The 23056-nt window shown below is 48.7% G+C and carries 23 protein-coding genes; 6 read left to right on the top strand and 17 right to left on the bottom strand.

Annotation, left to right across the window (positions count from 1 at the left end):
• Window positions 1–22: 22 nt before the first annotated feature.
• Together U2H13_RS01645 and U2H13_RS01640 are read right to left on the bottom strand one after the other, a co-directional pair.
• Window positions 23–604, bottom strand: a complete 582-nt coding sequence (locus U2H13_RS01645) for a TerD family protein (RefSeq protein WP_003156648.1) — start codon at window positions 602–604, stop codon at window positions 23–25.
• Between the two features lie 23 nt (window positions 605–627).
• Window positions 628–1224, bottom strand: coding sequence for a TerD family protein (locus U2H13_RS01640; RefSeq protein ID WP_015239102.1), 597 nt, complete (start codon window positions 1222–1224; stop codon window positions 628–630).
• Window positions 1225–1499: 275 nt separating this feature from the next.
• On the opposite strand from U2H13_RS01640, the gene U2H13_RS01635 reads away from it, so the two are divergent.
• Window positions 1500–2495, top strand: a complete 996-nt coding sequence (locus U2H13_RS01635; RefSeq protein ID WP_014416842.1) for an LLM class flavin-dependent oxidoreductase — start codon at window positions 1500–1502, stop codon at window positions 2493–2495.
• A gap of 43 nt (window positions 2496–2538) precedes the next feature.
• Here U2H13_RS01635 and U2H13_RS01630 read toward each other — a convergent pair whose 3' ends face one another.
• The 6 genes from U2H13_RS01630 to U2H13_RS01605 form a co-directional block, all read right to left on the bottom strand.
• Window positions 2539–3378, bottom strand: coding sequence for a metal ABC transporter permease (locus tag U2H13_RS01630; protein ID WP_007409044.1), 840 nt, complete (start codon window positions 3376–3378; stop codon window positions 2539–2541).
• Window positions 3336–4031 carry a metal ABC transporter ATP-binding protein gene (locus tag U2H13_RS01625; protein WP_021495283.1) on the bottom strand — a complete coding sequence of 232 codons (696 nt, stop codon included), beginning with the start codon at window positions 4029–4031 and terminating at the stop codon, window positions 3336–3338. Before U2H13_RS01625 ends, U2H13_RS01630 begins: the two co-directional genes overlap by 43 nt.
• A 54-nt stretch (window positions 4032–4085) precedes the next feature.
• The gene (locus tag U2H13_RS01620; RefSeq protein ID WP_029973931.1) at window positions 4086–5045 is read right to left on the bottom strand and encodes a metal ABC transporter substrate-binding protein; all 960 of its coding nucleotides are present in this window, start codon (window positions 5043–5045) and stop codon (window positions 4086–4088) included.
• A gap of 185 nt (window positions 5046–5230) precedes the next feature.
• Complete coding sequence (locus U2H13_RS01615) at window positions 5231–6910, bottom strand: alpha-glucosidase (protein WP_376700645.1); 1680 nt, start codon at window positions 6908–6910, stop codon at window positions 5231–5233.
• 82 nt (window positions 6911–6992) lie between these two features.
• Window positions 6993–7772 carry a glucose 1-dehydrogenase gene (locus U2H13_RS01610; protein ID WP_021495285.1) on the bottom strand — a complete coding sequence of 260 codons (780 nt, stop codon included), beginning with the start codon at window positions 7770–7772 and terminating at the stop codon, window positions 6993–6995.
• Window positions 7773–7888: 116 nt separating this feature from the next.
• The gene (locus tag U2H13_RS01605; protein WP_014416837.1) at window positions 7889–9010 is read right to left on the bottom strand and encodes a tetratricopeptide repeat protein; all 1122 of its coding nucleotides are present in this window, start codon (window positions 9008–9010) and stop codon (window positions 7889–7891) included.
• A 109-nt stretch (window positions 9011–9119) separates the two neighbouring features.
• Between U2H13_RS01605 and U2H13_RS01600 the strand changes: the two genes are divergently transcribed.
• Entirely contained in the window at window positions 9120–9623 is a 504-nt protein-coding gene (locus U2H13_RS01600; protein ID WP_021495286.1) for a M15 family metallopeptidase, read from the top strand.
• Here U2H13_RS01600 and U2H13_RS01595 read toward each other — a convergent pair.
• Window positions 9620–10978, bottom strand: a complete 1359-nt coding sequence (locus tag U2H13_RS01595) for a YcdB/YcdC domain-containing protein (RefSeq protein ID WP_072177571.1) — start codon at window positions 10976–10978, stop codon at window positions 9620–9622. The two genes, U2H13_RS01600 and U2H13_RS01595, sit on opposite strands and share 4 nt — an antisense overlap.
• Window positions 10979–11178: 200 nt before the next feature.
• The gene (locus U2H13_RS01590; RefSeq protein ID WP_376700801.1) at window positions 11179–12585 is read right to left on the bottom strand and encodes a YcdB/YcdC domain-containing protein; all 1407 of its coding nucleotides are present in this window, start codon (window positions 12583–12585) and stop codon (window positions 11179–11181) included.
• A gap of 122 nt (window positions 12586–12707) precedes the next feature.
• Between U2H13_RS01590 and U2H13_RS01585 the strand changes: the two genes are divergently transcribed.
• Window positions 12708–13703: a DUF5105 domain-containing protein gene (locus U2H13_RS01585; protein WP_061890410.1), complete on the top strand. Its 996-nt coding sequence runs from the start codon at window positions 12708–12710 to the stop codon at window positions 13701–13703.
• Between the two features lie 43 nt (window positions 13704–13746).
• On the opposite strand, the gene U2H13_RS01580 is transcribed toward U2H13_RS01585, so the two are convergent.
• The 4 genes from U2H13_RS01580 to U2H13_RS01565 form a co-directional block, all read right to left on the bottom strand.
• Window positions 13747–14679 (bottom strand): aldo/keto reductase, encoded by a 933-nt coding sequence (locus tag U2H13_RS01580; RefSeq protein ID WP_376700644.1) that lies wholly within the window; start codon window positions 14677–14679, stop codon window positions 13747–13749.
• Window positions 14680–14808: 129 nt separating this feature from the next.
• The gene (locus tag U2H13_RS01575; RefSeq protein ID WP_017419344.1) at window positions 14809–15879 is read right to left on the bottom strand and encodes a helix-turn-helix domain-containing protein; all 1071 of its coding nucleotides are present in this window, start codon (window positions 15877–15879) and stop codon (window positions 14809–14811) included.
• A 137-nt stretch (window positions 15880–16016) separates the two neighbouring features.
• The gene (locus U2H13_RS01570; RefSeq protein ID WP_017419343.1) at window positions 16017–16661 is read right to left on the bottom strand and encodes a triacylglycerol lipase; all 645 of its coding nucleotides are present in this window, start codon (window positions 16659–16661) and stop codon (window positions 16017–16019) included.
• 196 nt (window positions 16662–16857) lie between these two features.
• Window positions 16858–17973 carry a type II asparaginase gene (locus tag U2H13_RS01565; RefSeq protein ID WP_072177568.1) on the bottom strand — a complete coding sequence of 372 codons (1116 nt, stop codon included), beginning with the start codon at window positions 17971–17973 and terminating at the stop codon, window positions 16858–16860.
• A 177-nt stretch (window positions 17974–18150) separates the two neighbouring features.
• Between U2H13_RS01565 and U2H13_RS01560 the strand changes: the two genes are divergently transcribed.
• Entirely contained in the window at window positions 18151–18717 is a 567-nt protein-coding gene (locus U2H13_RS01560; RefSeq protein ID WP_014416828.1) for a TetR/AcrR family transcriptional regulator, read from the top strand.
• A 36-nt stretch (window positions 18718–18753) separates the two neighbouring features.
• Window positions 18754–20193, top strand: coding sequence for a lincomycin efflux MFS transporter Lmr(B) (gene lmr(B) / locus U2H13_RS01555; protein ID WP_038461173.1), 1440 nt, complete (start codon window positions 18754–18756; stop codon window positions 20191–20193).
• A 34-nt stretch (window positions 20194–20227) separates the two neighbouring features.
• Here lmr(B) and U2H13_RS01550 read toward each other — a convergent pair whose 3' ends face one another.
• Entirely contained in the window at window positions 20228–21355 is a 1128-nt protein-coding gene (locus U2H13_RS01550) for an aminotransferase class V-fold PLP-dependent enzyme (RefSeq protein ID WP_094032895.1), read from the bottom strand.
• 71 nt (window positions 21356–21426) lie between these two features.
• Here U2H13_RS01550 and pcp point away from each other — a divergent pair, with 71 nt between their 5' ends.
• Window positions 21427–22074 carry a pyroglutamyl-peptidase I gene (gene pcp, locus U2H13_RS01545; protein ID WP_021495295.1) on the top strand — a complete coding sequence of 216 codons (648 nt, stop codon included), beginning with the start codon at window positions 21427–21429 and terminating at the stop codon, window positions 22072–22074.
• Here pcp and tatC read toward each other — a convergent pair.
• A complete protein-coding gene (gene tatC, locus U2H13_RS01540) occupies window positions 22071–22796 on the bottom strand; it encodes a twin-arginine translocase subunit TatC (RefSeq protein ID WP_021495296.1) in 726 nt (241 codons plus the stop codon). The genes pcp and tatC overlap by 4 nt on opposite strands.
• 61 nt (window positions 22797–22857) lie before the next feature.
• Entirely contained in the window at window positions 22858–23055 is a 198-nt protein-coding gene (locus U2H13_RS01535; RefSeq protein WP_003156681.1) for a twin-arginine translocase TatA/TatE family subunit, read from the bottom strand.
• Window position 23056 lies beyond the last annotated feature (1 nt).

Below are 23056 nucleotides of genomic sequence, written 5' to 3'. Positions count from 1 at the left end.
TCCCTTCTGTGTTTGATATGGTTCAGCCGATTTGCAGGCCGTAATCTGTCGCAATACGGGCCAGTCCGCCTTGGTAGCCTGAGCCGATCGCGGAAAATTTCCATTCGCCGTTATGTCTGTAAAGCTCCCCTGCGATAATGGCTGTTTCAATTGAGAAATCTTCAGCCAGATCGTAGCGGATCAGCTCTTCATTTGTCTCTTCATTGACAATGCGCACGAACGCGTTGGAAACTTGTCCGAAGTTTTGGCCGCGGGCTTCCGCTTCATGAATCGTGATGACGAATGAAATTTTGTCAATAGCCGCGGGCACCGCGCTCAGGTTGACTCTTACGCTTTCGTCATCGCCCTCGCCCTGGCCTGTCAGGTTGTCGCCTGAATGTGCGACAGAGCCGTTTCCGCCTTCAAGCTGATTATAGAAAATGAAATCATCGGGCGACGCGCATCTTCCTGCTTCATTTAATAGAAAGACGCTGGAATCTAAATCAAAATCATGTCCGCCGTCGTATTTGTTTGTATCCCAGCCAAGACCGACAACGACTTTAGAAAGACCCGGATTTGTTTTAGTCAAATCTACTTTTTGTCCTTTTGCCAATGAAATTGCCATGAGTACACTCTCCTTTTTATCGTTTAGGCGTATCGGTTAACGATATCGCCGATTTTTGTATCGTTTGTGCCTTCTCCTACTGCGGCGAATTTCCACTCGCCGTCCTGGCGGTAGATTTCAGCCGCGATCAGGCTCGTTCTGCCTGAATAGTTATCTCTTAAATTGTAAGTCACCAGTTCTTCGCGATTAGCCTGATCAACAACGCGGATGAACGCGTTTTGAATCATGCCGAAGTCCTGTTTTCGTCTGACGCAGTCGTAAATATTGACGACAAACACAAGTTTATTAATCTGAGCGGGCACTTTCGCTAAATCGATGAGAATTTGTTCATCATCGCCGTCGCCTTCACCCGTCAGGTTGTCACCCGTATGTACGACACCGCCGCACCGGCTTTTCAGATTGCCGAAATAGATGACGTTTTTGCTGTCTGTCATTTTATCATTTTCAAGCATCAGTACGGAAGCGTCACAGTCGATATTGGCACCGCCTCCGCCGAACAGCTTTCCGAAAAAGCCCCCGGATGATACAGGGTCCCAGCCGAGTCCGACCAGCAGTTTTGACAGGCCGGCTTTTCCTTTTGTTAAATCAATCCGCTGTCCTTTTTGTAAAGAGATCGCCATATGATTCACTCCTATTCTGTAAGGGTGCCGCTAAGCACGCCGCAAGTGCGCATTTTTACTAAATTCCGGGACAAGAATCCCGGTGTTTATTAAGATATACGTCTTTTATTATATCAAAGTTTCATAAAACATAAGAATTTTTGGCGAAAAACGGCGAAAAATCACTTCCTATATTCTCCTTCGTTCCGGAGAGAATAGAGAAAACAAAGAAATTGACGGGGACTGAACATTTTTCCTATCCTTGTAACAATACATGTCAGGAAAGGGGCAGACGAGTGATTGATTTAAGCATACTTGATCAGGCGCCCGTATCCAAAGGAAACGGGCCGCACGAGACGCTCCGCCGTTCAGCGGAGCTCGCCCGCCTCAGTGAAGGGTGGGGCTATAAGCGGTACTGGTTTGCCGAGCATCACGGCACAAGAGGGCTCGCAAGCGTTTCGCCGGAAATTATGATCGCTCATACCGCCGCAGCCACAACGTCCATCCGTGTCGGATCAGGCGGCGTGCTGCTGCCGCAGTACAGCCCCTATAAAGTCGCGGAAACTTTCCGTCAGCTTGAGGCGCTGCATCCGAACCGGATTGACCTCGGGGTCGGACGCTCACCGGGCGGCACAACGAAAATCCGGCTCGCCCTCACAGACGGGGTAAAGAAAAGCATGACCGAATTCAACAGGCAGCTTGAGGATTTATCATCCTTTCTGACAGATTCGATTCCCTCGAACCATGCTTATGCAGGAATAAAAACAGCGCCTTTGATTGAAACAGCCCCGCAGCTTTGGGTGCTCGGACTCGGGGAAAACAGCGCCAGACGCGCCGCTCTTCAAGGTGCGGGCTATGTCTTCGGCCATTTCATTAATCCGGAACGCGGGGAAAAAGCTTTTCAGATCTATCGGGACCATTTCCGGGCCTCCGCCCATTTTTCCGCTCCCGCCTCGCTCTGTGCCATTTTCGTCATATGCGCGGCTACGGATGAGAAAGCGGAAGAACTCGCCTTAAGCCAGGATTTATGGCTTCTTCGTGTCGGAAAAGGCGCCGACAGCCGCGTGCCGAGTGTGGAAGAAGCGAAGGCTTATCCGTATTCGCCGGAGGATCGTAAACAGATAGAAGAAAACAGGAAGCGGATGGTGGTCGGCTCTCCTGCCGCAGTGAAACGCCGTCTGCTTGAACTTTCCGAGCGGTATCAGACAAAAGAGATAATGGTGCTGTGCAACGTCTTTGATTTCGAAGCAAAAAAAGAGTCATATGAGCGTCTTGCTGATATATTTCTGTAAAAAAAGCCGTCAAACGGAGCAGCAGATGAGACTGCTGCACCGCTTAACGGCGGTTTTTTCGTTCTTTTCCTTTTTTAAACGCATTCCAAATCCCCTGCAGCGTAAACCCGAGCAGAAGCAGAATGATTAACAGTAAAGTGATTGACGGCCCAGGAGGCGTTCCGAGCTGGTACGAAGACGTCAGCCCCATGAACACACTGAAAAGAGAAATAATAATGGCCGCCGCAAACACCCATTTAAACCCTTTGGCAATACGGATTGCAAAAGCCGCGGGCAGTACGAGGAGCGCGGAAACGAGCAGCACGCCGATAATCGGAATAATGACCGAAATCGCCAGCCCCGTCACGATGCTGAATGACATTGACAGGAGGTTTGTGTTAATGCCTGATGTCTTAGCCGTCGCCTCGTCAAAGGTAAGCAGGTAGAGCGGTCTGTTTAGTATAATAAAATAAAGCAGAATCAGCAGGGTAATGCCTCCGATAATATAGACCTGCTGCTGGCTGACCGTGACAAGCGATCCAAATAAATATTGATCGATGCTCATCGACGCGCCGCCTTTTGACAGGCTGATCAGAAACATCGCAAACGACAGCCCGGCCGCCATTAAGATTGCGATAGATACCTCTGAATATGTACGGTACGCCCGCCGCATGTATTCAATGCCGATCGCTCCGATCGTGACGACAACGATGCTCGCCGCCGTAATATTGGTACTGAGAAAAAAACCGATGGCCACGCCCGACAATGAAATATGAGACAGCGTATCCGCCATCAGCGCCTGTCTTCTCAGCACGAGATATACGCCTAATATCGGCGCCATAATTCCGATCATGCTTCCCGCTAGAAAAGCTCGTCGCATGAATTCCAAGTCAAACATTTCCATCCGCCTTTTTCCCCCCTCTCAAGCCGTATGACTTTATCCAGATACTGCTGTACTTCGTTTTGTTCGTGTGTCACCATGACGACGGTGCGGTTGTGATTTTTCACCTGATGGTGCATAAATTCGTAGAAACCCTGTCTGCTTTCATAATCAACCGCGGTTGTCGGCTCATCAAGCATCAGCAGATCCGGATTGCTCGCAAGCATTCTCGCAATGCAGATTTTCTGCTTCTGTCCGCCGGATAAATCGCCGATTTTCCGGTGGCGGAAATCCCACATTTCCACCATCTTCAGCGCGTTTTCCACCTCGTGGTGATCCGTTTCGTTCAATCGTTTAAACCATTTTCCTTTCGTATAACGGCCTGATTGCACAAGCTCCAGAACCGTGCTTGGGAATCCTGCGTTAAATGAAGAAATCTGCTGCGGAACATAGCCGATTGTCAGGCGTTTTCCGGCTGCATTTTTTTTACTGATCTCGGCCGTTCCTTCCCAAGGTCTGAGCATGCCAAGCATGACTTTCATGAGCGTCGATTTTGACGCGCCGTTCGGTCCTGTAATGCCGACGAATTCGCCGCTTTTGATTTCCAGCGACACGCCGTCAAGCACCGGTGTATGCGAATAACCAAAAACGATATCTTTTAATGTAACGAGATTCATGCTGACCTTCCTTTCCCGCATAGAAATAGTGTGCACCCCGCGGCGCACACTATGTTATTTAACCAATAGCGAATCTTTCAGTGCATCAAGGTTTTTCTCCATAATGTCGATATAACCGATGCCTTTATCCCGTTCTTTTTGGCTTAAACCTTCCAGTGTATTGAGCACTTCCGTTTTCGCGCCGATTTCACCGGCAAGTGTATCTGCAACTTTAGGCGATGCAACTTCTTCAAAGTAGATGATCTTCACATCATGCTTTTTGGCAAACGTTTTGAGATCCGCCAGTTTGGCCGCACTCGGCTCTTCTTCAGGAGAAAGGCCTGCAATCGCGACTTGTTTTAAGCCGTATTCTTTGGCGAGATAGCTGAATGCCGCGTGCTGTGTGATCAATTCTTTTTTCGCCGCTTTATTTAATGTTGTACGGTATAGTTTATCAAGATCCTGCAGTTTTGCAATATATTCTTTACTATTTTTCTCATAGTATGCTTTATTCTTCGGGTCCTGTTTTACGATCTGCGCCGTAATGGTTTTGACCTCTTTTTGCGCAAGAACCGGGCTGAGCCACACGTGAGGGTCCATGCTGTGGCTGTGGTCATGACCGCCGTGTCCATGTTCCTCTTCCTCTTCATCCGAACCTTCGAGTAAGTCAATTCCTTTTGACGCCTTTACAAACTTCGCATGATCAGAGCTCATGCTTTTTTCCGCTGAAGGAACCCATGTCTCCATATATTCGCTGTTGTATACGAAAAGATCGGCGTTTTGAATGCCGGCGATATCTTTCGGCGTCGGCTCCCAATCATGGGGTTCGACCGAAGACGGGATGAGAATGTCTACATCGCCTTTGTCTTTGACAATTTGTTTCGTGAATTCGTACATAGGATAAAAGGTCGTCACGACGTGCAGTTTGCCGCTTTTCGAAGAACCTGACGAACCTTTTGAAGATGAATTGCCGCAGCCCGCCGCGATTAAAAAGCATGCCGCAATGACAATGATTCCGCTCCATTTTTTAAACAAGCCGTTTCCCCCTGTTCTGTAAATCAGAATGATGACGATTTCCAAAGCGTACTTTCTCTTTCATTTGTTACCTATACCATAATAAAACGAAGTAATTACGTTTTGCAAGATATTTTTTTCTAAATTGATATCCGATTTACCTAAAAAGCCCCCGCCATGTATGGACGGGGGCGTCGTATCACATATCAGGCAAGCAGATAAACTCTTGTTTCATAAGGGCGGAATGTGATGCGGGATTCCGTGCCGCCGTCATTTTCATAGTTGCTGAGAAGCAGCTCGGCCCTTTCAGGTTCGGAGCCGTCCGGCCAATAAAAGGCGGCTTCTTCTTTCGATACGTTGCTGATGGACATGAGTTTTTGTCCGTTTGCCTGTCTTTCATACACAAACAGCTGCGGGTCATCAGGAAGCAGCAGGGTGTAGCTGCCTTTTATGATATCAGCATACTGTTTTCTCAGGCGGATCAGTTTTTTGTAAAAGTTCAATATAGAATCGGGATCATCCTGAGCCTCGGCCGCATTGACGGTTTTGTAATTGGGATTGACCTTCAGCCACGGTTCGCCCTCCGTAAATCCGGCATTCTTGCTGCCGTCCCACTGCATCGGTGTACGGGCATGGTCCCGGCTTTTCGCCATAATGGACGCCATGACTTCTTCTCTGTTGCGGCCCATTTCAAATACCCTTTTATGATACATATTGACGGTCTGAATATCTTGATAATCCTCTATTCTGTCAAACGGAGCGTTTGTCATGCCGATTTCTTCTCCCTGGTAAATGTACGGCGTGCCTTTCATGAAATAAAGCAGGGCGGCAAGCATTTTGGCGGATGCTTTGCGGTATGTGCTTTCGTCTCCGAAACGGGATACGATCCGGGGCTGGTCATGATTGCACCAATACAGCGTATTCCAGCCTTGATGTTCCAGTTTTTCCTGCCAGTCTGTGAGCACTTTCTTTAAATCGGACAGCTCAAGCGGTTTTACATCCCAATGCTCTTGGCCCGGCTTTTGATCAAGCTCCATATGCTGAAAATGAAAAATCATATTCAGTTCATGCTCATCGGTTCCCGTGTAGACCAGCCCTTCCTCAGGCGTCACTGATCCGGCCTCGCCGACTGACATCACGTCATATTTGGAAAATACCTCTTTCGTCATTTCTTTTAAGTAATCATGTATCCGTGCCCCGTTTGGCCGGAAAGGCTTCGGATCGGCCCGGCGGGCGATGTAATCTTCATATGGCGGCAAGTATTCTTTTTTTGACAGAAGATGAAGCTGGTCTATTCGCAATCCGTCCACGCCTTTATCGAGCCAAAATCTCATCATCTCGTATACTGATTGCCGAACCTCGGGATTTTCCCAATTCAGATCGGCTTGTTTGACGGCGTTCATATGCAGGTAATATTCGCCCGTATGTTCTTCGTACTGCCAGACGGATTGTCCGTAATCCGACACCCAATCGGTCGGCGGGCCGTCCGCGGTGCCCGGCCGCCAAATATAATAATCGCGGTATTTGCTGTCCGGATTCATTTCCGCCTCTTTGAACCAAGGATGCTCCGTGGATGTATGATTTAAGACGAAATCCATCACGAGCTTTAATCCGCGGCTGCGGCATTCTGTAAGCAGATCGTGAAAATCCTCCATCGTTCCGTAGGATTCCATAATCGCTTGATGATCCGTCACATCGTAGCCGTTATCAACGTTTGGCGACGGGTAAATCGGGCAGATCCATATCACATCAGCGCCAAGTTCTTTTATATAATCGAGACGCGCGATAATCCCCCGCAGGTCGCCTATGCCGTCGCCGTTCGTATCTTGAAAGCTTCGCGGATAGATTTGATAGACAACGGCGTCTTTCCACCAGTCATTCGCCATCTTGCGGCCCTCCTGTTTTTTAGAGAACCATTTCCTTTATGATCCTTCCCTAAACAAAAAAGAGAAGGTTTCCCCCCCTCTTTTATCTGTCCAGCTGAGACGGATAAAGCGTCATGCCTCCGTCGACGAAAAGTGTCGTTCCGGTCACGTAACTCGCTTCTTCCGACACCATCCATGCGGCGGCCGCGGCGACTTCTTCCGGTTTGCCGAAGGCGTTCATCGGAATTTTTTTCAGCTGGGCCTGTTTATGTGTTTCATCTTCCAGATCCTTATTGGACTCCGTGGCGATCGTGCCGGGAGCGATGGCATTCACCCGGATGCCTTTGTCTGCGTAATTGAGCGCCATCGTTTCCGTCATCATTTTGATTCCGCCTTTGGATGCCGAGTACTGCACGTTTTCAGGACGCGGTATTTGCTGATGAACGCTCGATATGTTTAAGACCGTTCCTTTTTTGCCGCGCTCGAGCATATGTTTCAGTGCCGCTTTCGCCCCCAAAAAGGTGCCGGTCACGTTGACGTCGATGACCCTTTGCCAATCCTCCAGGCTCATTTCATGGGGCATCGCTTCGGCTCCGTTAAAGCCGGAATTGTTGACCATCACGTCCACGCCCCCGAAATGCTCCTGCGCGGCATGAAACAGCGCCTGAATCCCTTCTTCTGAGGATACATCGGCTTTTACGGTGACGGCTCGGCCTCCCGCTTTCTCAATGATGTCCGCCGCTTCTTCCGCTCCGGCGGAATCACCGAGGTAGTTCACAACCACATTCATCCGCTCCTTGCCGAAGCGTTCAGCAATGGCCTTTCCGATTCCTTTCGAAGAACCTGTTACGATTGCTGTTTTTCCCTGTAAATCCTGATACATTGTCTCTTTTCCTCCCTGATGTTAATACAGAGCATGTACCCGGTTTTGATCGGCTGAAAACAAAAGGGATCATAAAAAGAACGATGAAACCGAAGCTCCCTCGTTCTTTTTTTTCATTATGCGTAGTTGTTCATTTGCAGCCTTTTTTGCACGCCGACAAGCCTGCTGAAAAAATAAGATGCCGCTTTGTAGTTCTCCCGTTGATGAAAGAAATGAGCCGCGTCCTGAAGCAGTTCCTCTGTGTCAGCCAACAGCTCTTTTGATTCCAGAATGTCAAAATACTCTTTGAGCGAATCCTGTCCGCCTTCCCCCTGATAAAGCTCTTTAATCAGACGGAATTTCGTCAGATAGATCTCATCTTCCCATTCCGCCGCGCTTCTCATGCCCCGCGCGCAGCTGGCGGCGGCTTCACTGTATTTTTCCGTTTTAAAGTAGATATGCGTGAGTGAAAAAACAGCCTGGATGACCTGCCGGAAGCTGTGTGCTTCAAATCCGGCGGCCGCCCGTTCAAAATCCTCCGCCGCCTTGCAAAAGTCACCCAGACTGTACATACAGTGCCCGATATTATAATAGGCCGCAGCAATCATATATTGATCATCAAGCCGCTCCGCGTGCTCCAAGGCGCATTCGAGGTATTCCAGCGCTTTTTTATGCTGCTGGGCGTCCATCAGATTTCCGGCAATGATAAATTTGCACTGCACCCTTCTCATTCCGTATAATTCATATTTCTTGTAAATATCAAGCGCCTGTCCTGCGTAATTCATCGAAAAGAAAGTCTGCTTGATATGATAGTACACCTCAGAAATTTTATACAAAAACTCGGCTTTCTCTATGTCATCTTCCACATATTCAAGTTTTTCCTCAGCCCGCTTATAATGAGAAATCGCTGAGATGAAGTTTTTCTGCTTAAATTCATACATTCCCCTGAAATAGTAAAAATAATATTCCAGTAAGCCGGTCAGCTTTTGCTGGTTCATCTCAATCTCAGTGAGCATTTCAGAGAACGGAGGCTGGCAGTCGCCGTCTTTCATGGGTTTTAATTTATCCAGCATGATGCGGTGCCGAAATTCCATCAATGAAAAATACAACAATAAATCCTGGTTCTCTTCCATATCTTCGAGTTCAAATTGAATCTCCCGCTTCAGCGCTTCAGCTTTATCGGCTTCAAACGCGCGGATCAGCTTATACCATTCATTCATCTTTACGGCCACTTCTTCAGATGGAATCTTGGATTTCATAGATTTGCCTCCTTCCTCCGGCTACTAATTATGTTATATTTTATCATAGCAAATTTATGGCAGTGAGCAAACAAAGATTTTAACCAATTAAAGAAAGAGAGAATTCACCATGAAACTATCAGTCAGAATTGCGCTGCTTTTGATCCTCTTCTTTTCCGCAGACCTATGTTTTTCCTATGTGCAGAAAGAATTGAGGCCGCAGACGGCATTACAAGACAGAGCCATTCCAAACGCTCTTCATCCGCTCGTGAAACAGAATGCGGAGCTATTGCAGACGGCCGCTCTGAAAAAAGGCATCACCGTCGTTATCACAGAGGGTTTCAGATCAATTGAGGAACAAAACGAATTGTACCGTCAAGGACGTTCAAAAAAAGGAAATATCGTCACCTACGCAAAAGGCGGGGAATCTTACCACAATTACGGCCTTGCGATCGACTTCGCCCTGCAAAAAAAGGATGGAAGCCTGATTTGGGATATGACGTACGACGGAAACCGAAACGGCACGCCCGATTGGCTTGAGGTCGTATCGATTGCCAAAACGCTCGGTTTTGATTGGGGAGGCGATTGGAGAGGCTTTAAAGATTATCCTCATTTACAAATGATCCCTGGCTAATAAAACCTTTTCTTTTTTCGCTTTTGCGCATCAATGTACGGAGGATAGACAGGCCTGTACACAAGCTTATATCCTTCATTGCCGGACGGCGTAAAATCGCGCTGCCACTCCAGCCGCAGATGGAAATCGGATAAAAAAGCGGCCTTTGCTTCTTCGGGAGTAACGGCCGGCACCGGATTGATCTTCTCCAGCTGCTCCGGGTCAATGTCAGGCGCCATGTAAGCTTCCACAAGCCCCGTTACGGGACTGACAAGTATTCTCGCAGCGCCGAACCGCAGCGGAATATCCTGATGCCATATGGAAAAATGGAAGCGGAACCTGCCCCTTCCGTCCGTTTTCACCGGGTTCATTTTAAAAAACTCGTCCGCTCTCGGATAAAGCTTGTATAAAAATTGAAGCGCGACGGCCTCACACTCTTCCGCAGAATAAAAGGCCGGGCCCTGATGCTCAATAAAAGATTTAAAGGCTGTCATTTTCCCTGTCTTTTTGTCCGTTTTCATCTTCATTGTATTTTTGTTGCTGCTTTCAAAATAGCTTTCGATACTCAAATCTTTCCGTTCCGGAACCGACCCTTTCCGCCATGTCGTTCCGATCTCATCCCCGAGATCGCGCCGGCGCGTTTGAACCATATCCGCGGTAAACCCCATTAATTCATCCAGGCTGATTTCCCGTTTATGGTCAAACGCGGGAAGCGGTTTTGCCGGCTCATTCCTGTCTTCGCAAAGCTGCTGATCCGGCACGATATCATCTTCACCGGCCGGATAGCTGTAAGCCGGCAGAATCGGTTCATAGACGAGACGCGGTATTTTCTCAAAATTGACCACATCATAGACGAGACTGAATGTCAGCACACTCATATAATGCGAGACGACTTTTTCCCGATCGACGAATGTTTCCGGGACGGGCGCTTCACCCTTATCCCCGTAATAGATAAACTGCACGACGAAGCCGCTCCTGGTTACATCAACGAAAAAACCTGAATCGGGAAGCGGCCGGCCGAGCACTTTTTTTGTATAGATAAATCGGATGCACCCATTGCGTTCTTCCCTCGCCTGAAAGGTGAAATTCATAAAAGTAAGCGGGCGGTGTCTCGCCGCAAACCGAAGAGCCGTCAGCTTTAATTCGGCTTCTGACAGCTGTATGTCTGAATTCGGACAGTCGTTGCGTGAATAAGTAAGCAAAGATCCGTCGTCGCCCAGCTCAATCGTGACCGTTTTATCCGGCTGGTTACGATCTTTCCATATATAATAGGCTTTCGTTTTTTGTTTTTCATCATAATCTTCTATTTCAAGCTCATAGTGCGGCGGTATGTTCCCGATTTCCAGCGCTTTTTTTCTCAGATGTTCTTTCAGCAATGGGGTCATCCTTTCAGAAGAGTGTATAAAAAAGAACTGTTTTTTATTATATAAAAACGCCCTTATCCTTTTAAAGGGAAGAAAGTGCCTTTTATGTGTCTATTTTTAGCAAAGAGGGAAAAGAGCCGTATTCAGAGCGGCACTTTTTCATACAAATGTCACATTCCCTCTGAAAGCCCCGGGACGAACGCCCATGACCTTCAGCCTATTAAACTCGTAATCACTTCTCCCGTATGAGCCTCAATAAACCGCGGGAAAACCGGTTTGTATACGAGCCTGTACACTTTCCCGGAGCTGTCGTCATCGTAACAACGATCCCAAGCGAGCTCTGCTTTGATGGCCCGGCGGATCGCGTCCTTCGCCTCTCCCAATGTCAATGAAGGAACGGGATCGATTTCCTCGAGCTCTTTCGGATCAATTTCCGGCGGCATATATACAGTGACAAGACCCGTCTTTTTGCTGACACAGATTCTCCCCTCTCCGAATCGCAAATCAACACCGCCCGGACAAGCCTTAAATGTAAGCCCTGCGTTTTCTCCTTCATCATCCGGTTCATCATATTGAACCCGGAAATACTGATCCGCTTCCGGAAACATGGCGAACAAAAAGCGGATGGCTCTGTGATGGCATTCTTCCTCGGAAAACACCGGTTCGCCTTCAACTTTTATAAATGACATCACCCCGGTGAGCCGGCCCGATTCTTTATCATACCTTGTTTTCAATACGTGTTCATTCCGTTCTTTTAACAGACTTTCAAAGCTTTTATCTTCCCGTACGGATTTTGTTTTTTCAGGACGCCAGGCAATGCCGATACAGCCCTCTCCAAGATCGCTTTCCCTCTCTTTATAAAAACCGTCGTGCAGCCCGATCATGTCATTGATGCTCATCTTTTCCGCTTCAGGTGCAGGGCGTGAAATCGGGACATACGGCAGCGTGTCGTCTTCCAGCTCTTCATATTCGTCTATTTCTTCATTCTCTTCCTCTTCCTTCAGATCGGCCGATATCGGCCGCGTCGGAGACACGATTTCATAGACGAGATGGGGCTTGTCATCCCCCTGCACATAGACGGACTGATGCAGCACGGTGAACAACAGCTCTGCTTCAATATGTTTGACAAAGTGAGCCAATGCTTCCCGCTTGTCCGCAATTGTTCCGGGTCTTACAAGATTATCGGCCTTCCCATGGTAAGAAAAGCCGGTTACTTCCCCTGTCAAAGACAGATCGACGTAAAACCCGGTCAGCGGGAGCGGCAGACCGTCAGCCATCTGAACATAGGAATATCTCACATCACCATCATTGGCGGAGCCGCTGTTTTCCAATTCGAACTCAGCCAATGCCCCAGGACGATGGGTTTCTAAAAACGCCCGCATCCGTTCTTCTATGTCCGATTCCGAAAGAGCCGGCAGATCAGTCCGGAAAGCCGGACGGGATAAGTATTTCAGTTTTCCGTCTCGGTCTAATTCGACCATGATGCCGGCTTCCGGATCATTCTTATCTTCCCACCAAAACAGAACCTCATCTTCCTGGTATTCTTCCACATTACTCTCATAGCGGGCAGGTACGTTACCGATCCGGAGAGCGAGCTGTTTTAATTCTTCTTTTTTCATCATAACACTTCCTTTTCTTCCAAAAAGATTGATGATTACCAAGACTCTTTTATACAAAACTAGTATAATTAACCTGTCCATCTTCATGACTATCGAATTAATAACAACAGGGGGTAAACCAGATGTCCATCAAAAAAATGAGCGCCGTGTTTTTCATTCTGCTTCTCACGGCATTTACCGCCGCATGCAGCAGCGAAACGAGCGGCGGCCAGGAAAGCAGCACGGCGAAAGTGAAAATAAAAGATACGGCATGGGCCGCTTCCGACGATACTGAGCATTCGGCCGCGCTGAAAGTAACGGTCACCGTCAAAAATACGGGCAAAGACCCGCTTACCGTCAAAAGCAGCGACTTCTCGCTTTATCAGGATGACGCGAAAACAGCCAAGGCCGATAAGGAAGACTTGTTGCAGAGCGGCACGCTTCATGCGGGTAAGACAGTGACGGGCAATCTGTACTTCACGGCTGACGAAGGCAAATCCTATGAATTGGTATATCAGCCGCAGGCAAAAGACGCGAAGCCTTTATCTTATAAACTGAAAGTCAAAGGCACAGCCTCAAACGCAAAACCTGACCCGGCGGACGCATTATCCGCATACATTGATGTGATGCTGTACGGCAAGCACAATAAAGATTTCACCCGCCTGACCGGTGTAAATGAAAAAATGACGGCCGCCGCATATCAGGAATCGGCGAAAGCCAGCTTTATCGCTTCTGCAGGCATTTCACAAGAACAGGCGGATTCAAAAGCCATTTCCGCTATTATTGAGGCCATGTCATCAGCGCTTCGGGATAACACGGAGCTCAAGGTGCATACCAAATCCATGTCAGGCAAAAAAGCCGTCCTTGAAGCAAAAGTGACGCCGCTTGATATGTCTCCGCTTGCGGGCCAGCTGCAAGACCGCGTGCAAGACTATGCCGGAAAGCACCCTGATGCTGATGAAAACGAAATTGTCAGCCACCTGCTTTCTGTCTATCCGGAAGAGTTTATGCGCCTGAAACCGGCTTCTTCTTCCGTTACAAGAGAAATCGAAATGAAGAAAAACGCCCGCGGCCAGTGGTATCTGGATACAGACGCCGATCTGGAAGGATTGACAGAAGCGTTTTTGAAAACGTCCTGACAACAAGAAAGGAAATAGCGCAGGCTATTTCCTTTTTTTATTTTCACTTAAAGATGTCACTGATAAATTGAACCTCATCCTCGGTTAACTGCACATGAAGCGCGTCCAGATTGTGTTTCAGCTGGTCGGGGCGCTTGGCTCCGGGAATGATCGCATCCACCGCCGGCTGCGACAGAAGCCATGCGAGTGCGATATGCGCTGTCTGCACCCCTTTTTCTTCCGCAACGGCCCGAAGCTTATCCACTCGCTCCAGGTTTTGGTGAAAAGCTTCTCCCTGAAACGGCGGCCTGTTCTTTCGGCTGTCCTCAAAGACTGTGTCTTTTGTAAACTTTCCCGTCAGCAAGCCGGAAGCAAGCGGAAAATAAGGAATAAAGGAAATGCCGTTCTTTTCACAATAAGGCAGCAGATCGTGCTCCGCCTCACGCTGAATCAGTGAATATTCCGATTGAAAAACCTCTAAATAGCCGTCGGCGTTAAACTCCTGCAATTGCCGGAAGCTGAGATTGGACGCGCCGATTGCTCTGATTTTCCCTTCGTCCTTCAGTTCTTTTAACGTGCCCGCCACTTCGGAGAGCGGTGTTTTGCCGTCAGGGAAGTGGACGTAATACAAATCAATCACGTCTGTTTTCAGCCGCTTCAGGCTGTTTTCCGCCTCACTCCGGAGAAATTCACGGCTGTTGTCCAGCTCGATCTGTCCGTTGACCTCTTTGTGCGCGCCTTTTGACGCAATCACGAGGCTGTCCCGCACGCCGCGCTCTGCGACAACTTCACCGATTAACTCTTCGGAACGCCCCAAACCGTATATAAACGCCGTATCAATAAAATTGACGCCGCCGTCCAGCGCTATGCGGATGAGTTCTTTTCCCGTTTCATCATTAAGATTCGGAAACAGATTATGTCCTCCGACCGCATTAGCGCCAAAGCCGATACGCTTTACCCGTAAATCCGTCCTGCCCAGCGTACGTGTCTCATCCATGGCTCAGGCTCCCTTCCTTTTATCGCTCTGTTTAGTATTAGATAACCGGTAAGAATTATCCTGCCTGAGAGCCTATCTATAGAAAAAACCTTGAAAAGCGTTTGCCCTTCAAGGTTTTTTTGCTGTGTATTAAGATGTCAGAGCTGCGGCGAAGCGTTCGGCTTCATCCGTGAGAGCACCCTCGATTTCCTTATAGCGGCTGGAAATCGTTGAGGCGCTGACGCCGTACTTCTTCGCCAGCTTGGCTTGAGAAACGGACGCGCCGTTCAGAGAAATGCTGTTCACGTAATATTCGACCGCCGCCGCGAAAGCTTCAGGCTTTCTGATCGTCGGTGTTTTTTTGACACAGAACGTTTTCCACAGATCAATCACGGCCGGAACCAGCTCAGCCGGGTATTCATCCCCGCTCAGGCCTTTTTCAATGGCGTCCGCCGTTTCCTTCTCCATGTCGTTCGCCCACTCTGTCTGTTTTTCTTCAGCAGCCTGCTCAGACTCTTCCGCAGTTGTTAAAAGAGCGGCCAGCACAGTGTCGAAGTTTTCCTGCATAAAGCGCTCAGGCGATTTGCCTTCCGCAAGGGCCGGGGCCGCCGCCTTTTTCACTTTGCTGATTAGAGCTTCGGTCCGCTTCACAGGGAAGATCGTAAATTGCATGAAGAACTCCGCTTTTTCCGCTTCGTGGATCGGATAGCCGAGAATCAGGCTTCCCGCCGGCGGAAGATCCTGCTGGCTGACGTCCATTTCCACTTTGAATTGTTTTTTCGTCATCACATCTTCAAAGTGAATCATTCCTTCTTTCACATCTTCAAGCACCATAACGGCAGGTGTCATGCTTTTCCATGATTCAACGATTTCCCGTGTTTTCGGGCGGTTGATCCCGCCGGCTTTTTTCTGAAGATATTCTTCAAAAATCGTCTTGCCGCCTGCCAGCGGACGGAAGAAAATTCCCCAGATGCCGAGGTTGAAGACTCCGATGTCTTTTGTCTGTCTGTCCAGCTCCGTAATGAATGCGTGCTGGTTAATAAATGATGATATGCCGTCTCTATGTGCTGTAAAGGCGTACTCCATTAGGCTTTCCTGAATCTGTTTCGCTTCTTTTGCCGCGATGTCTGCCGGAATGGCAGCTTCTTTGCTTCCGCAGCATTTTTTATATTTCTTCCCGCTGCCGCATGGGCAAGGGGCATTTCTTTTCACTTTTCCCACAATAAACCCTCCGAATTCTGATATAACTTTATTATTTTAACAAAAATAACTTCAGAGGGCTTGGTTTACGGCGAAAAAAGAATATGGAAGAAAAAAAAGACCCCGGGATATTCTCATTCTCCGGGGCTTTGAAACTGTTAATTTGTATTTTGTCCGCCGCCGTTCAGACCTTCTTTAATCAGCCCGTTTACTTGGCTGTTCATCAAAAGTCCGATGTGTCCGACACCGTGAATCTGCACGTTTTTCCCGCCGATCAGCCGTGACAGCGGGTTCATGACGATTAAGTCCGCTGAGCTGTAAATCGATGTATATAAAATCTTTTGGTTCGGATCAGTCCCCGGAAGCGCCCGGTTGGTCACAAGGCCGTTCGCTCCGCCCAGTGTTACGACGTTTGCGATTTTGTCTCCGCCGTCAAGATTTTTAATGTAATAGAGTGTGTTGGCTCCGCCCATGCTGTGCGCGACGATATCGACTTTACTCGCACCTGTTTCGCTGAGCACTTTTTTCACGTAATTGGACAGTCTCGGCGCATTGTGTCTGTTGTTTCCGGTTTTGTCTAAGAAATCAATGGCGTACATCTCTTTTCTTGACCAGCCTTGGGATGCCAAGTATGTTTTGATTCCCGCGAAGTTAAAGGACGCCCCGCCGATTCCGTGGACCATGACAACAGGGTTATGCCCTGAGGAGGCTTTCGATACGGTCGGCTGGAAGGCAAATACGGAAATGACGGACAGCATACAAACTGTAAGGATGACTAGGATTTTGCTTTTTATATGTTTCATGAACTTTCCTCCTGCTATGTAATATTTTTGCAGTTTTCATTCTATTAGAGGAGAAAAGGAAAAAATAGTGTATTTTTTACTGTTTTCAACAATTAAAAAAAGAGCGGAAAAATGAGAAAGACGCCCCTTTCCCGAAAGCACGCTTATGCTTTAATACGGCATACCAACAAAGGAGAGAACACCCGGTTCTCTACTCCTAGTACTCATTGAAATAGGTTTGAATCCGCTTAGGATCATGCGTTTTTGTCAGCGCAAGCATCAGAAGAATCCGCGCTTTTTGAGGGTTGAGAGAGTTTGAAGCTGTCAAATGGTCTTTTTCATACTCTCGATTAGGTGTTACCGTTCCGTTTCCCGTCCTTGTGGAGCGGACGACCGCCAGCCCGCTTTTGACCGACTTTACGGCGCCTTTTTGGGCCTCATCAGACATTGAGCCGTTTCCCGGGCCTGCAAAAATAATGCCTTGAGCCCCTGATTTTACGGCGGCTTCAAAGAGATAGCTTCCGTCATTTTGATAGCCGTATATAATATCGACCTGCGGCAGTTTATCAAGTTTATCTATCTTGAAATCTGTATCCTTCGTATGCTTTCGGGTCATGATGTTATTAAAATAGACGTCATCAGCAATTGTTCCGATATAACCCATTTCTTCCGATTTGAATGTGTCGGCCGCGGTTGTATTGGTTTTTGTCACATAGCGCGCCGAAGCGATTCTGTCATTTAATACGACAAGCGTCCCCTTGCCTTTCGCATCAGGCGCAGCCGCTGTTTTTACAGCGTTATATAAGTTGGACGGCCCGTCCGCTCCGAGCGCCGTGGATGGCCTCATTGACCCGGCGACAACAACGGGCTTGTCACTTTTGACCGTCAGATTGAGAAAGTAGGCGGTTTCCTCAAGTGTGTCTGTTCCATGTGTAATGACAATGCCGTCTGTATCATCAGACTTGAGCAGCTTGTTTACCCGTTTTGCAAGTTTCAGCAGTGTCTCGTTATTCATATTCTGGCTGCCGATATTCACAACCTGTTCTCCGCTCACATGCGCGACCTCTTTTATCTCCGGAACGGCCTGAATCAGGGCATCAACTCCGATTGCCCCCGCCGTGTACTCCGTAGCGGACGTCTTTGAAGGAGCAGCGCCTGCAATTGTGCCGCCGGCGGCAAGAATTTTAATATTCGGAAGTCCGTCTTTTTTCGCTGGGGCTGCGGCTGCCATCCGGGGCGGTGTTTCTTTCGCTTGAGGAGATTGGGAGCAGCCGGCCGCGATGAAGAGCAGAGCCGTGATAAATGTAATGAAGGGCATGAATTGTTTTTTCATTCTTTTCTCTCCTTTTCTTTATTTATGAAGATTTTCCTCTCACCGGTCAACGCGCTTGTCAGGCAACCTTCCGAAGAAAATAACCGTTAAAAAACCTTGACACCGTCATGCGAAATCAAGATAATAGACCAGTCACTATATTTTAAATTTGTCAAAAATCAGTAAGGTGGGAACATTATGAGCTATGGAGATTCTCGTGAAAAAATCCTCGCCGCGGCAACCAGGCTGTTTCAGCTTCAGGGGTATTACGGCACGGGGCTGAATCAGATTATTAAAGAAAGCGGTGCGCCGAAAGGTTCTCTTTACTATCATTTTCCGGACGGCAAAGAGCAGCTCGCCATTGAGGCTGTCAATGAAATGAGCCATTATATCCGTATGAAAATAAAAGAAAGCCTTGATGCCCATCCTGATCCTGCGGAAAGCATTCAAGCGTTTTTACAGGACTTATCAAGCCAATTCACATGTCCGGAGAACTTTGAAGGGTTTCCTGTCGGTTTACTGGCTGCCGAGACGGCTTTAAAGAGCGAAAAGCTCCGGCAGGCCTGTCAATGCGCTTATCAGGAATGGGAGAATCTGTTCGCGGGCAAATTGAGATCAGCCGGTTTTTCTGATGAGAAAGCGGCGGAAATCAGCACTGTTTTAAATGCCATGATAGAAGGCGGCATCATTGTGTCCTTAGCCAAAAAAGACAAAATGCCGATCCTCCATATTTCTAAACAAATCCCGAACCTGCTGAAGACATAAAATACGAGAGACATGTACGTATAGAAAGAGAGGAGAATGATTTTGGAAAACGCTCAGCCTTCCAAACAATATAAAGTCATGCCGATCATGATTTCTTTACTGACGGCAGGGTTTATCGGCATGTTCAGTGAAACGGCGCTGAATATCGCCCTGACTGACCTGATGAAGGAGTTACATATCACTCCTGCGACCGTCCAGTGGCTGACGACGGGCTATCTGCTCGTTCTCGGTATTCTTGTCCCGGTATCGGGTCTGCTTTTGCAATGGTTTACGACGAGACAGCTGTTTATCGTTTCACTCGCTTTTTCCATTATCGGCACGCTGATTGCAGCGCTTGCGCCGAGCTTTCCGTTTCTTTTGGCGGCAAGAATCGTGCAGGCTTTAGGAACCGGGCTGCTGCTGCCGCTGATGTTTAATACAATCCTCGTCATCTTCCCGCCGCATAAGCGCGGAGCGGCGATGGGGACGATCGGGCTGGTCATCATGTTCGCTCCTGCGATCGGTCCGACATTTTCAGGGCTTGTGTTAGAGCATTTGAACTGGCATTGGATTTTCTGGATTTCCCTGCCGTTTCTTGTGTTGGCTCTTTTATTCGGCATCGCCTACATGCAGAACGTGTCTGACATTACAAAACCGAAAATTGACGTGCTTTCCATTATTCTGTCTACGATCGGGTTTGGCGGCATCGTATTCGGATTCAGCAATGCGGGCGAAGGATCAGACGGCTGGTCAAGCCCGACGGTTATCGGTTCGCTCACTGTCGGTGCGATCGCGCTCATCTTATTTTCCATCAGGCAGCTGACAATGAAGCAGCCGATGATGAATCTGCGCGCTTTCCGCTATCCGATGTTTATTCTCGGTGTCGTGATTGTATTTATCTGTATGATGGTTATCTTATCAACAATGCTTCTATTGCCAATGTATTTACAAAGCGGACTGATGCTGACGGCGTTTACGTCCGGGCTCATCCTGCTGCCGGGCGGTATTTTAAACGGCTTTATGTCTCCGGTGACGGGGCGCCTGTTTGATAAATACGGACCGAAGTGGCTTGTCATTCCCGGATTTGTCATCACGGCAACTGTGCTTTCGTTTTTCTCAAACATTAACGGCGCTTCAACGGCGCTTCTGATTGTCGCGCTTCATACATGCCTGATGATCGGCATTTCCATGATCATGATGCCGGCGCAAACGAACGGCTTAAACCAGCTGCCGCCGGAATTTTATCCGGACGGAACGGCCATTATGAATACGCTCCAGCAGATGGCCGGCGCAATCGGCACTGCGGTGGCGGTCAGCATCATGGCTGCCGGCCAGAAGAATTATATGAGCACCGCGAAAAACCCGAATGATCCTTCCGCATACTCTCACGCGCTGATTGCGGGCGTCCAGCACGCCTTTATCTTCGCAATGATTGTCGCCGTTATCGGCTTGATCAGCGCTTTCTTTATGAAACGGGTCAAAGTGAATCACTCATAAGAAAACAGCAGACTCCCCGTGAGTCTGCTGTTTTTTATATACCGCGCGCTTCAGCCAGTTCATCAATCGCATAGATCAGATCATCGGCCGTGTTATAGAAATGAGGCGCCAGCCGGATGATTTGTCCGCTGGGTGCGCATACGATGTTTTTCCGCCTCAACAGCGCAGCCGTTTCCGCCGCTTTTTCATCCCGTATGGAAATCATGCCGGGTCTGTCATCGGCAGACGGCGGCCCTGTGAGATTCAGTCCTTTTTCAGAAGCGTATTCATACGCAAATGCGCTGAGTTTTTTTACTTCTTGGTGAATGCGGTCTGTGCCGGCATCGTTTACTAGAGATAAAGCCGCCTGTGCCGCATATATGCTGATAAATGCCGGGGTTCCGGTCTCAAAGCGTTTGGCTCCGTCCGCATAAGAAAAACGGGTTAAATCCAGCATTGACGCCCGCTGCTGCCCGAACCATCCGGTGACTTTCGGCTTCAGCCGTTCGGCAAGTTCCTTTCTGACATAAAGAAACGCCGTTCCCGGTATGCCGAGCATATACTTTCTCGCACCCGCGGCCAGCATATCAACTCCCCATTCTTTTACATCAATCGGGATGTGCCCCGCCGATTGATAAGCATCGACAAAAAGAAGCGATCCCTTCTTTGCGGATATCTCGGCAATGCGCTTCATATCCTGGACAAAACCGGACGTATATGACACATGGGGCACACAGGTGAAAAGCGTCTGTTCCGATATGTACGTCTCATACCGCTCTAACGGGATCATTCCATCTTCAGACGGCACGACCGAAAGCTCCATCTCAGTCTGCGCCTTCAAAATGTGGGCGATCGCCGGAAAATCCAATTCCGTATACACCGCCTGTTTCTTTCGGCAATCCGGTAAAGCAGAAACGACGGCCGAGACAGCAGCCGTTACTGAAGGTAAAACGGCGATTTCTTCAGGATGGGCGCCGATCAATTTCGCAAATTCACACCTTGCCTGCTCCGTTCGTCCAATGGCTTCTTCCCAGTTTCCGCCATGCTGAAGCAGGCTTTCCTGGTAGTCATTGATCGCTTTTGAAACCGGCAGGGCAAGAGCGCTTTGAGAGCAGCTGGCGAGCATCGTATGTGTGCGGAGCGCCGGAAATAAAGATCGGTATTGCACCAGAGGCGAATTCAAGACATGTTTCCCCCTTCGGCAGGAATATATGTCCATTATAGAGTATGGGTAAAAGAAAAGGAGGGTTTTATATGGAGAAAAAAGTATTGCTGACAGGCTTTGACCCCTTCGGCGGGGAAACGGTCAATCCTTCATGGGAAGCGGTCAAACGGCTGAACGGTGCCGCTGAGGGCTCCGCCTCTATCGTATCCGAACAAGTGCCGACCGTTTTTTATAAGTCTCTTGCCGTGCTGCGCGAGGCGATCAAAAAGCATCAGCCTGACATTATCATCTGTGTCGGACAGGCAGGCGGCAGAATGCAGATCACGCCGGAACGGGTCGCGATCAATCTCAATGAGGCGCGCATACCGGATAACGAAGGAAACCAGCCTGTCGGGGAAAACATTTCTCAAGACGGTCCCGCGGCCTATTGGACCGGCCTTCCGATCAAACGGATCGTTGAGGAAATCAAAAAGGAAGGCATTCCCTCGGCTGTATCCTACACGGCGGGGACGTTTGTATGCAATCACCTCTTTTACGGCCTGATGGATGAAATCGCCTGCCATCATCCCCACATCCGCGGCGGGTTTATACACATCCCGTACATTCCGGAGCAAACTTTGCAGAAGTCTGCGCCGAGCCTCAGCCTGGATCTCGTAACAAAAGCGCTCAAAATCGCCGCGGTGACCGCCGCGGCGCATGAGGACGATATTGAGACCGGCGGAGGCGAACTTCACTAAGCTGCAGACGGCGCCTCGGCCCATTTCTTCCGGTAAACGATGCGGGACAGCGTCACACTGATTTCATAGAGGACAAGCAGCGGAATCATAACGAGAAAGTCAGACATAAAATCCGGAGGCGTAATCAGCACAGAGACGACGATCAGCACAAAATACGAAAGCTTCCGCGCCTTTGCCAGCCGGGTTGGATTCACGATTCCGAGCCGTGTCAGAAACATGACGGCCAGAGGCATTTCAAATAAAAATCCGAACGGCAATGTAAGATTCAGCATAAAGGTAAAATACTTGTCCGCCGTAAATACCATGTCAAAATGGCCGGCGGACAATTGTGTTAAAAATCCGAGCACAATCGGAAACAGCACAAAATACCCGAAGGAAATTCCGATGATAAACAAAACCGAAAGCCCCGGAATGTAAAGCAAAGCGGCGCGGCGTTCAAACGGGGTCAAAGCCGGCGCCGTAAAACGCCAGAGCTGAAAGGCCGCAACCGGAATCGTTGCCGTAAGGGCGCATATTCCCGCAATCATCATATACACCCATAAAATCTCGCTCGGCCCTAAAACGGCCAGCCTGCCATCCAAATCCTTGATCAGCCAGTCATAAATATCCTGCACAAACCAGCAGGCGCCGATAAAACACACGAGAAAGGCGATAACGGTTTTAATGAGACGCTGCCGGACTTCCTCTAAATGCCCGATCAAGTGGGTTTCTTTTTTATCCAATCGTACATCCTCCTTATAGAGAAAGAGGCAGAAGCGGATTCGTCTGCCCCCATGTCAGGATTCAGCCTGCCGTTTTGTCTTTCTCAGCCGTCTGCTTGTCCGGCTCTTCATTTGAGACCAGTGTTTTTGCGGCGCTTTTAAATTCAAGCAGCGTGCGGCCGGCTGCACGGCCGATTTCCGGAAGCTTTGAAGGTCCGAAAATGATGAGAGCGATGACGAAAATCAGGATCAACCCGGGAATGCCGATATTTGAAAACATG

This window comes from Bacillus sp. A1 (assembly GCF_042296235.1).
GTDB classification, from domain to species: domain Bacteria; phylum Bacillota; class Bacilli; order Bacillales; family Bacillaceae; genus Bacillus; species Bacillus velezensis.
The sequence above is the reverse complement of the archived record's forward strand: the minus strand, read 5'-3'. Positions and strand labels throughout refer to the sequence as shown.

Coding starts and splice junctions, on each gene's coding strand:
- U2H13_RS01645 (WP_003156648.1), bottom strand. CDS start 604: ATGGCAATTTCATTGGCAAAAGGACAAAAAGTAGATTTGACTAAAACA.
- U2H13_RS01640 (WP_015239102.1), bottom strand. CDS start 1,224: ATGGCGATCTCTTTACAAAAAGGACAGCGGATTGATTTAACAAAAGGA.
- U2H13_RS01630 (WP_007409044.1), bottom strand. CDS start 3,378: ATGGAAATGTTTGACTTGGAATTCATGCGACGAGCTTTTCTAGCGGGA.
- U2H13_RS01625 (WP_021495283.1), bottom strand. CDS start 4,031: ATGAATCTCGTTACATTAAAAGATATCGTTTTTGGTTATTCGCATACA.
- U2H13_RS01615 (WP_376700645.1), bottom strand. CDS start 6,910: ATGGCGAATGACTGGTGGAAAGACGCCGTTGTCTATCAAATCTATCCG.
- U2H13_RS01610 (WP_021495285.1), bottom strand. CDS start 7,772: ATGTATCAGGATTTACAGGGAAAAACAGCAATCGTAACAGGTTCTTCG.
- U2H13_RS01605 (WP_014416837.1), bottom strand. CDS start 9,010: ATGAAATCCAAGATTCCATCTGAAGAAGTGGCCGTAAAGATGAATGAA.
- U2H13_RS01600 (WP_021495286.1), top strand. CDS start 9,120: ATGAAACTATCAGTCAGAATTGCGCTGCTTTTGATCCTCTTCTTTTCC.
- U2H13_RS01590 (WP_376700801.1), bottom strand. CDS start 12,585: ATGAAAAAAGAAGAATTAAAACAGCTCGCTCTCCGGATCGGTAACGTA.
- U2H13_RS01585 (WP_061890410.1), top strand. CDS start 12,708: ATGTCCATCAAAAAAATGAGCGCCGTGTTTTTCATTCTGCTTCTCACG.
- U2H13_RS01580 (WP_376700644.1), bottom strand. CDS start 14,679: ATGGATGAGACACGTACGCTGGGCAGGACGGATTTACGGGTAAAGCGT.
- U2H13_RS01570 (WP_017419343.1), bottom strand. CDS start 16,661: ATGAAACATATAAAAAGCAAAATCCTAGTCATCCTTACAGTTTGTATG.
- U2H13_RS01565 (WP_072177568.1), bottom strand. CDS start 17,973: ATGAAAAAACAATTCATGCCCTTCATTACATTTATCACGGCTCTGCTC.
- U2H13_RS01560 (WP_014416828.1), top strand. CDS start 18,151: ATGAGCTATGGAGATTCTCGTGAAAAAATCCTCGCCGCGGCAACCAGG.
- pcp (WP_021495295.1), top strand. CDS start 21,427: ATGGAGAAAAAAGTATTGCTGACAGGCTTTGACCCCTTCGGCGGGGAA.
- U2H13_RS01535 (WP_003156681.1), bottom strand. CDS start 23,055: ATGTTTTCAAATATCGGCATTCCCGGGTTGATCCTGATTTTCGTCATC.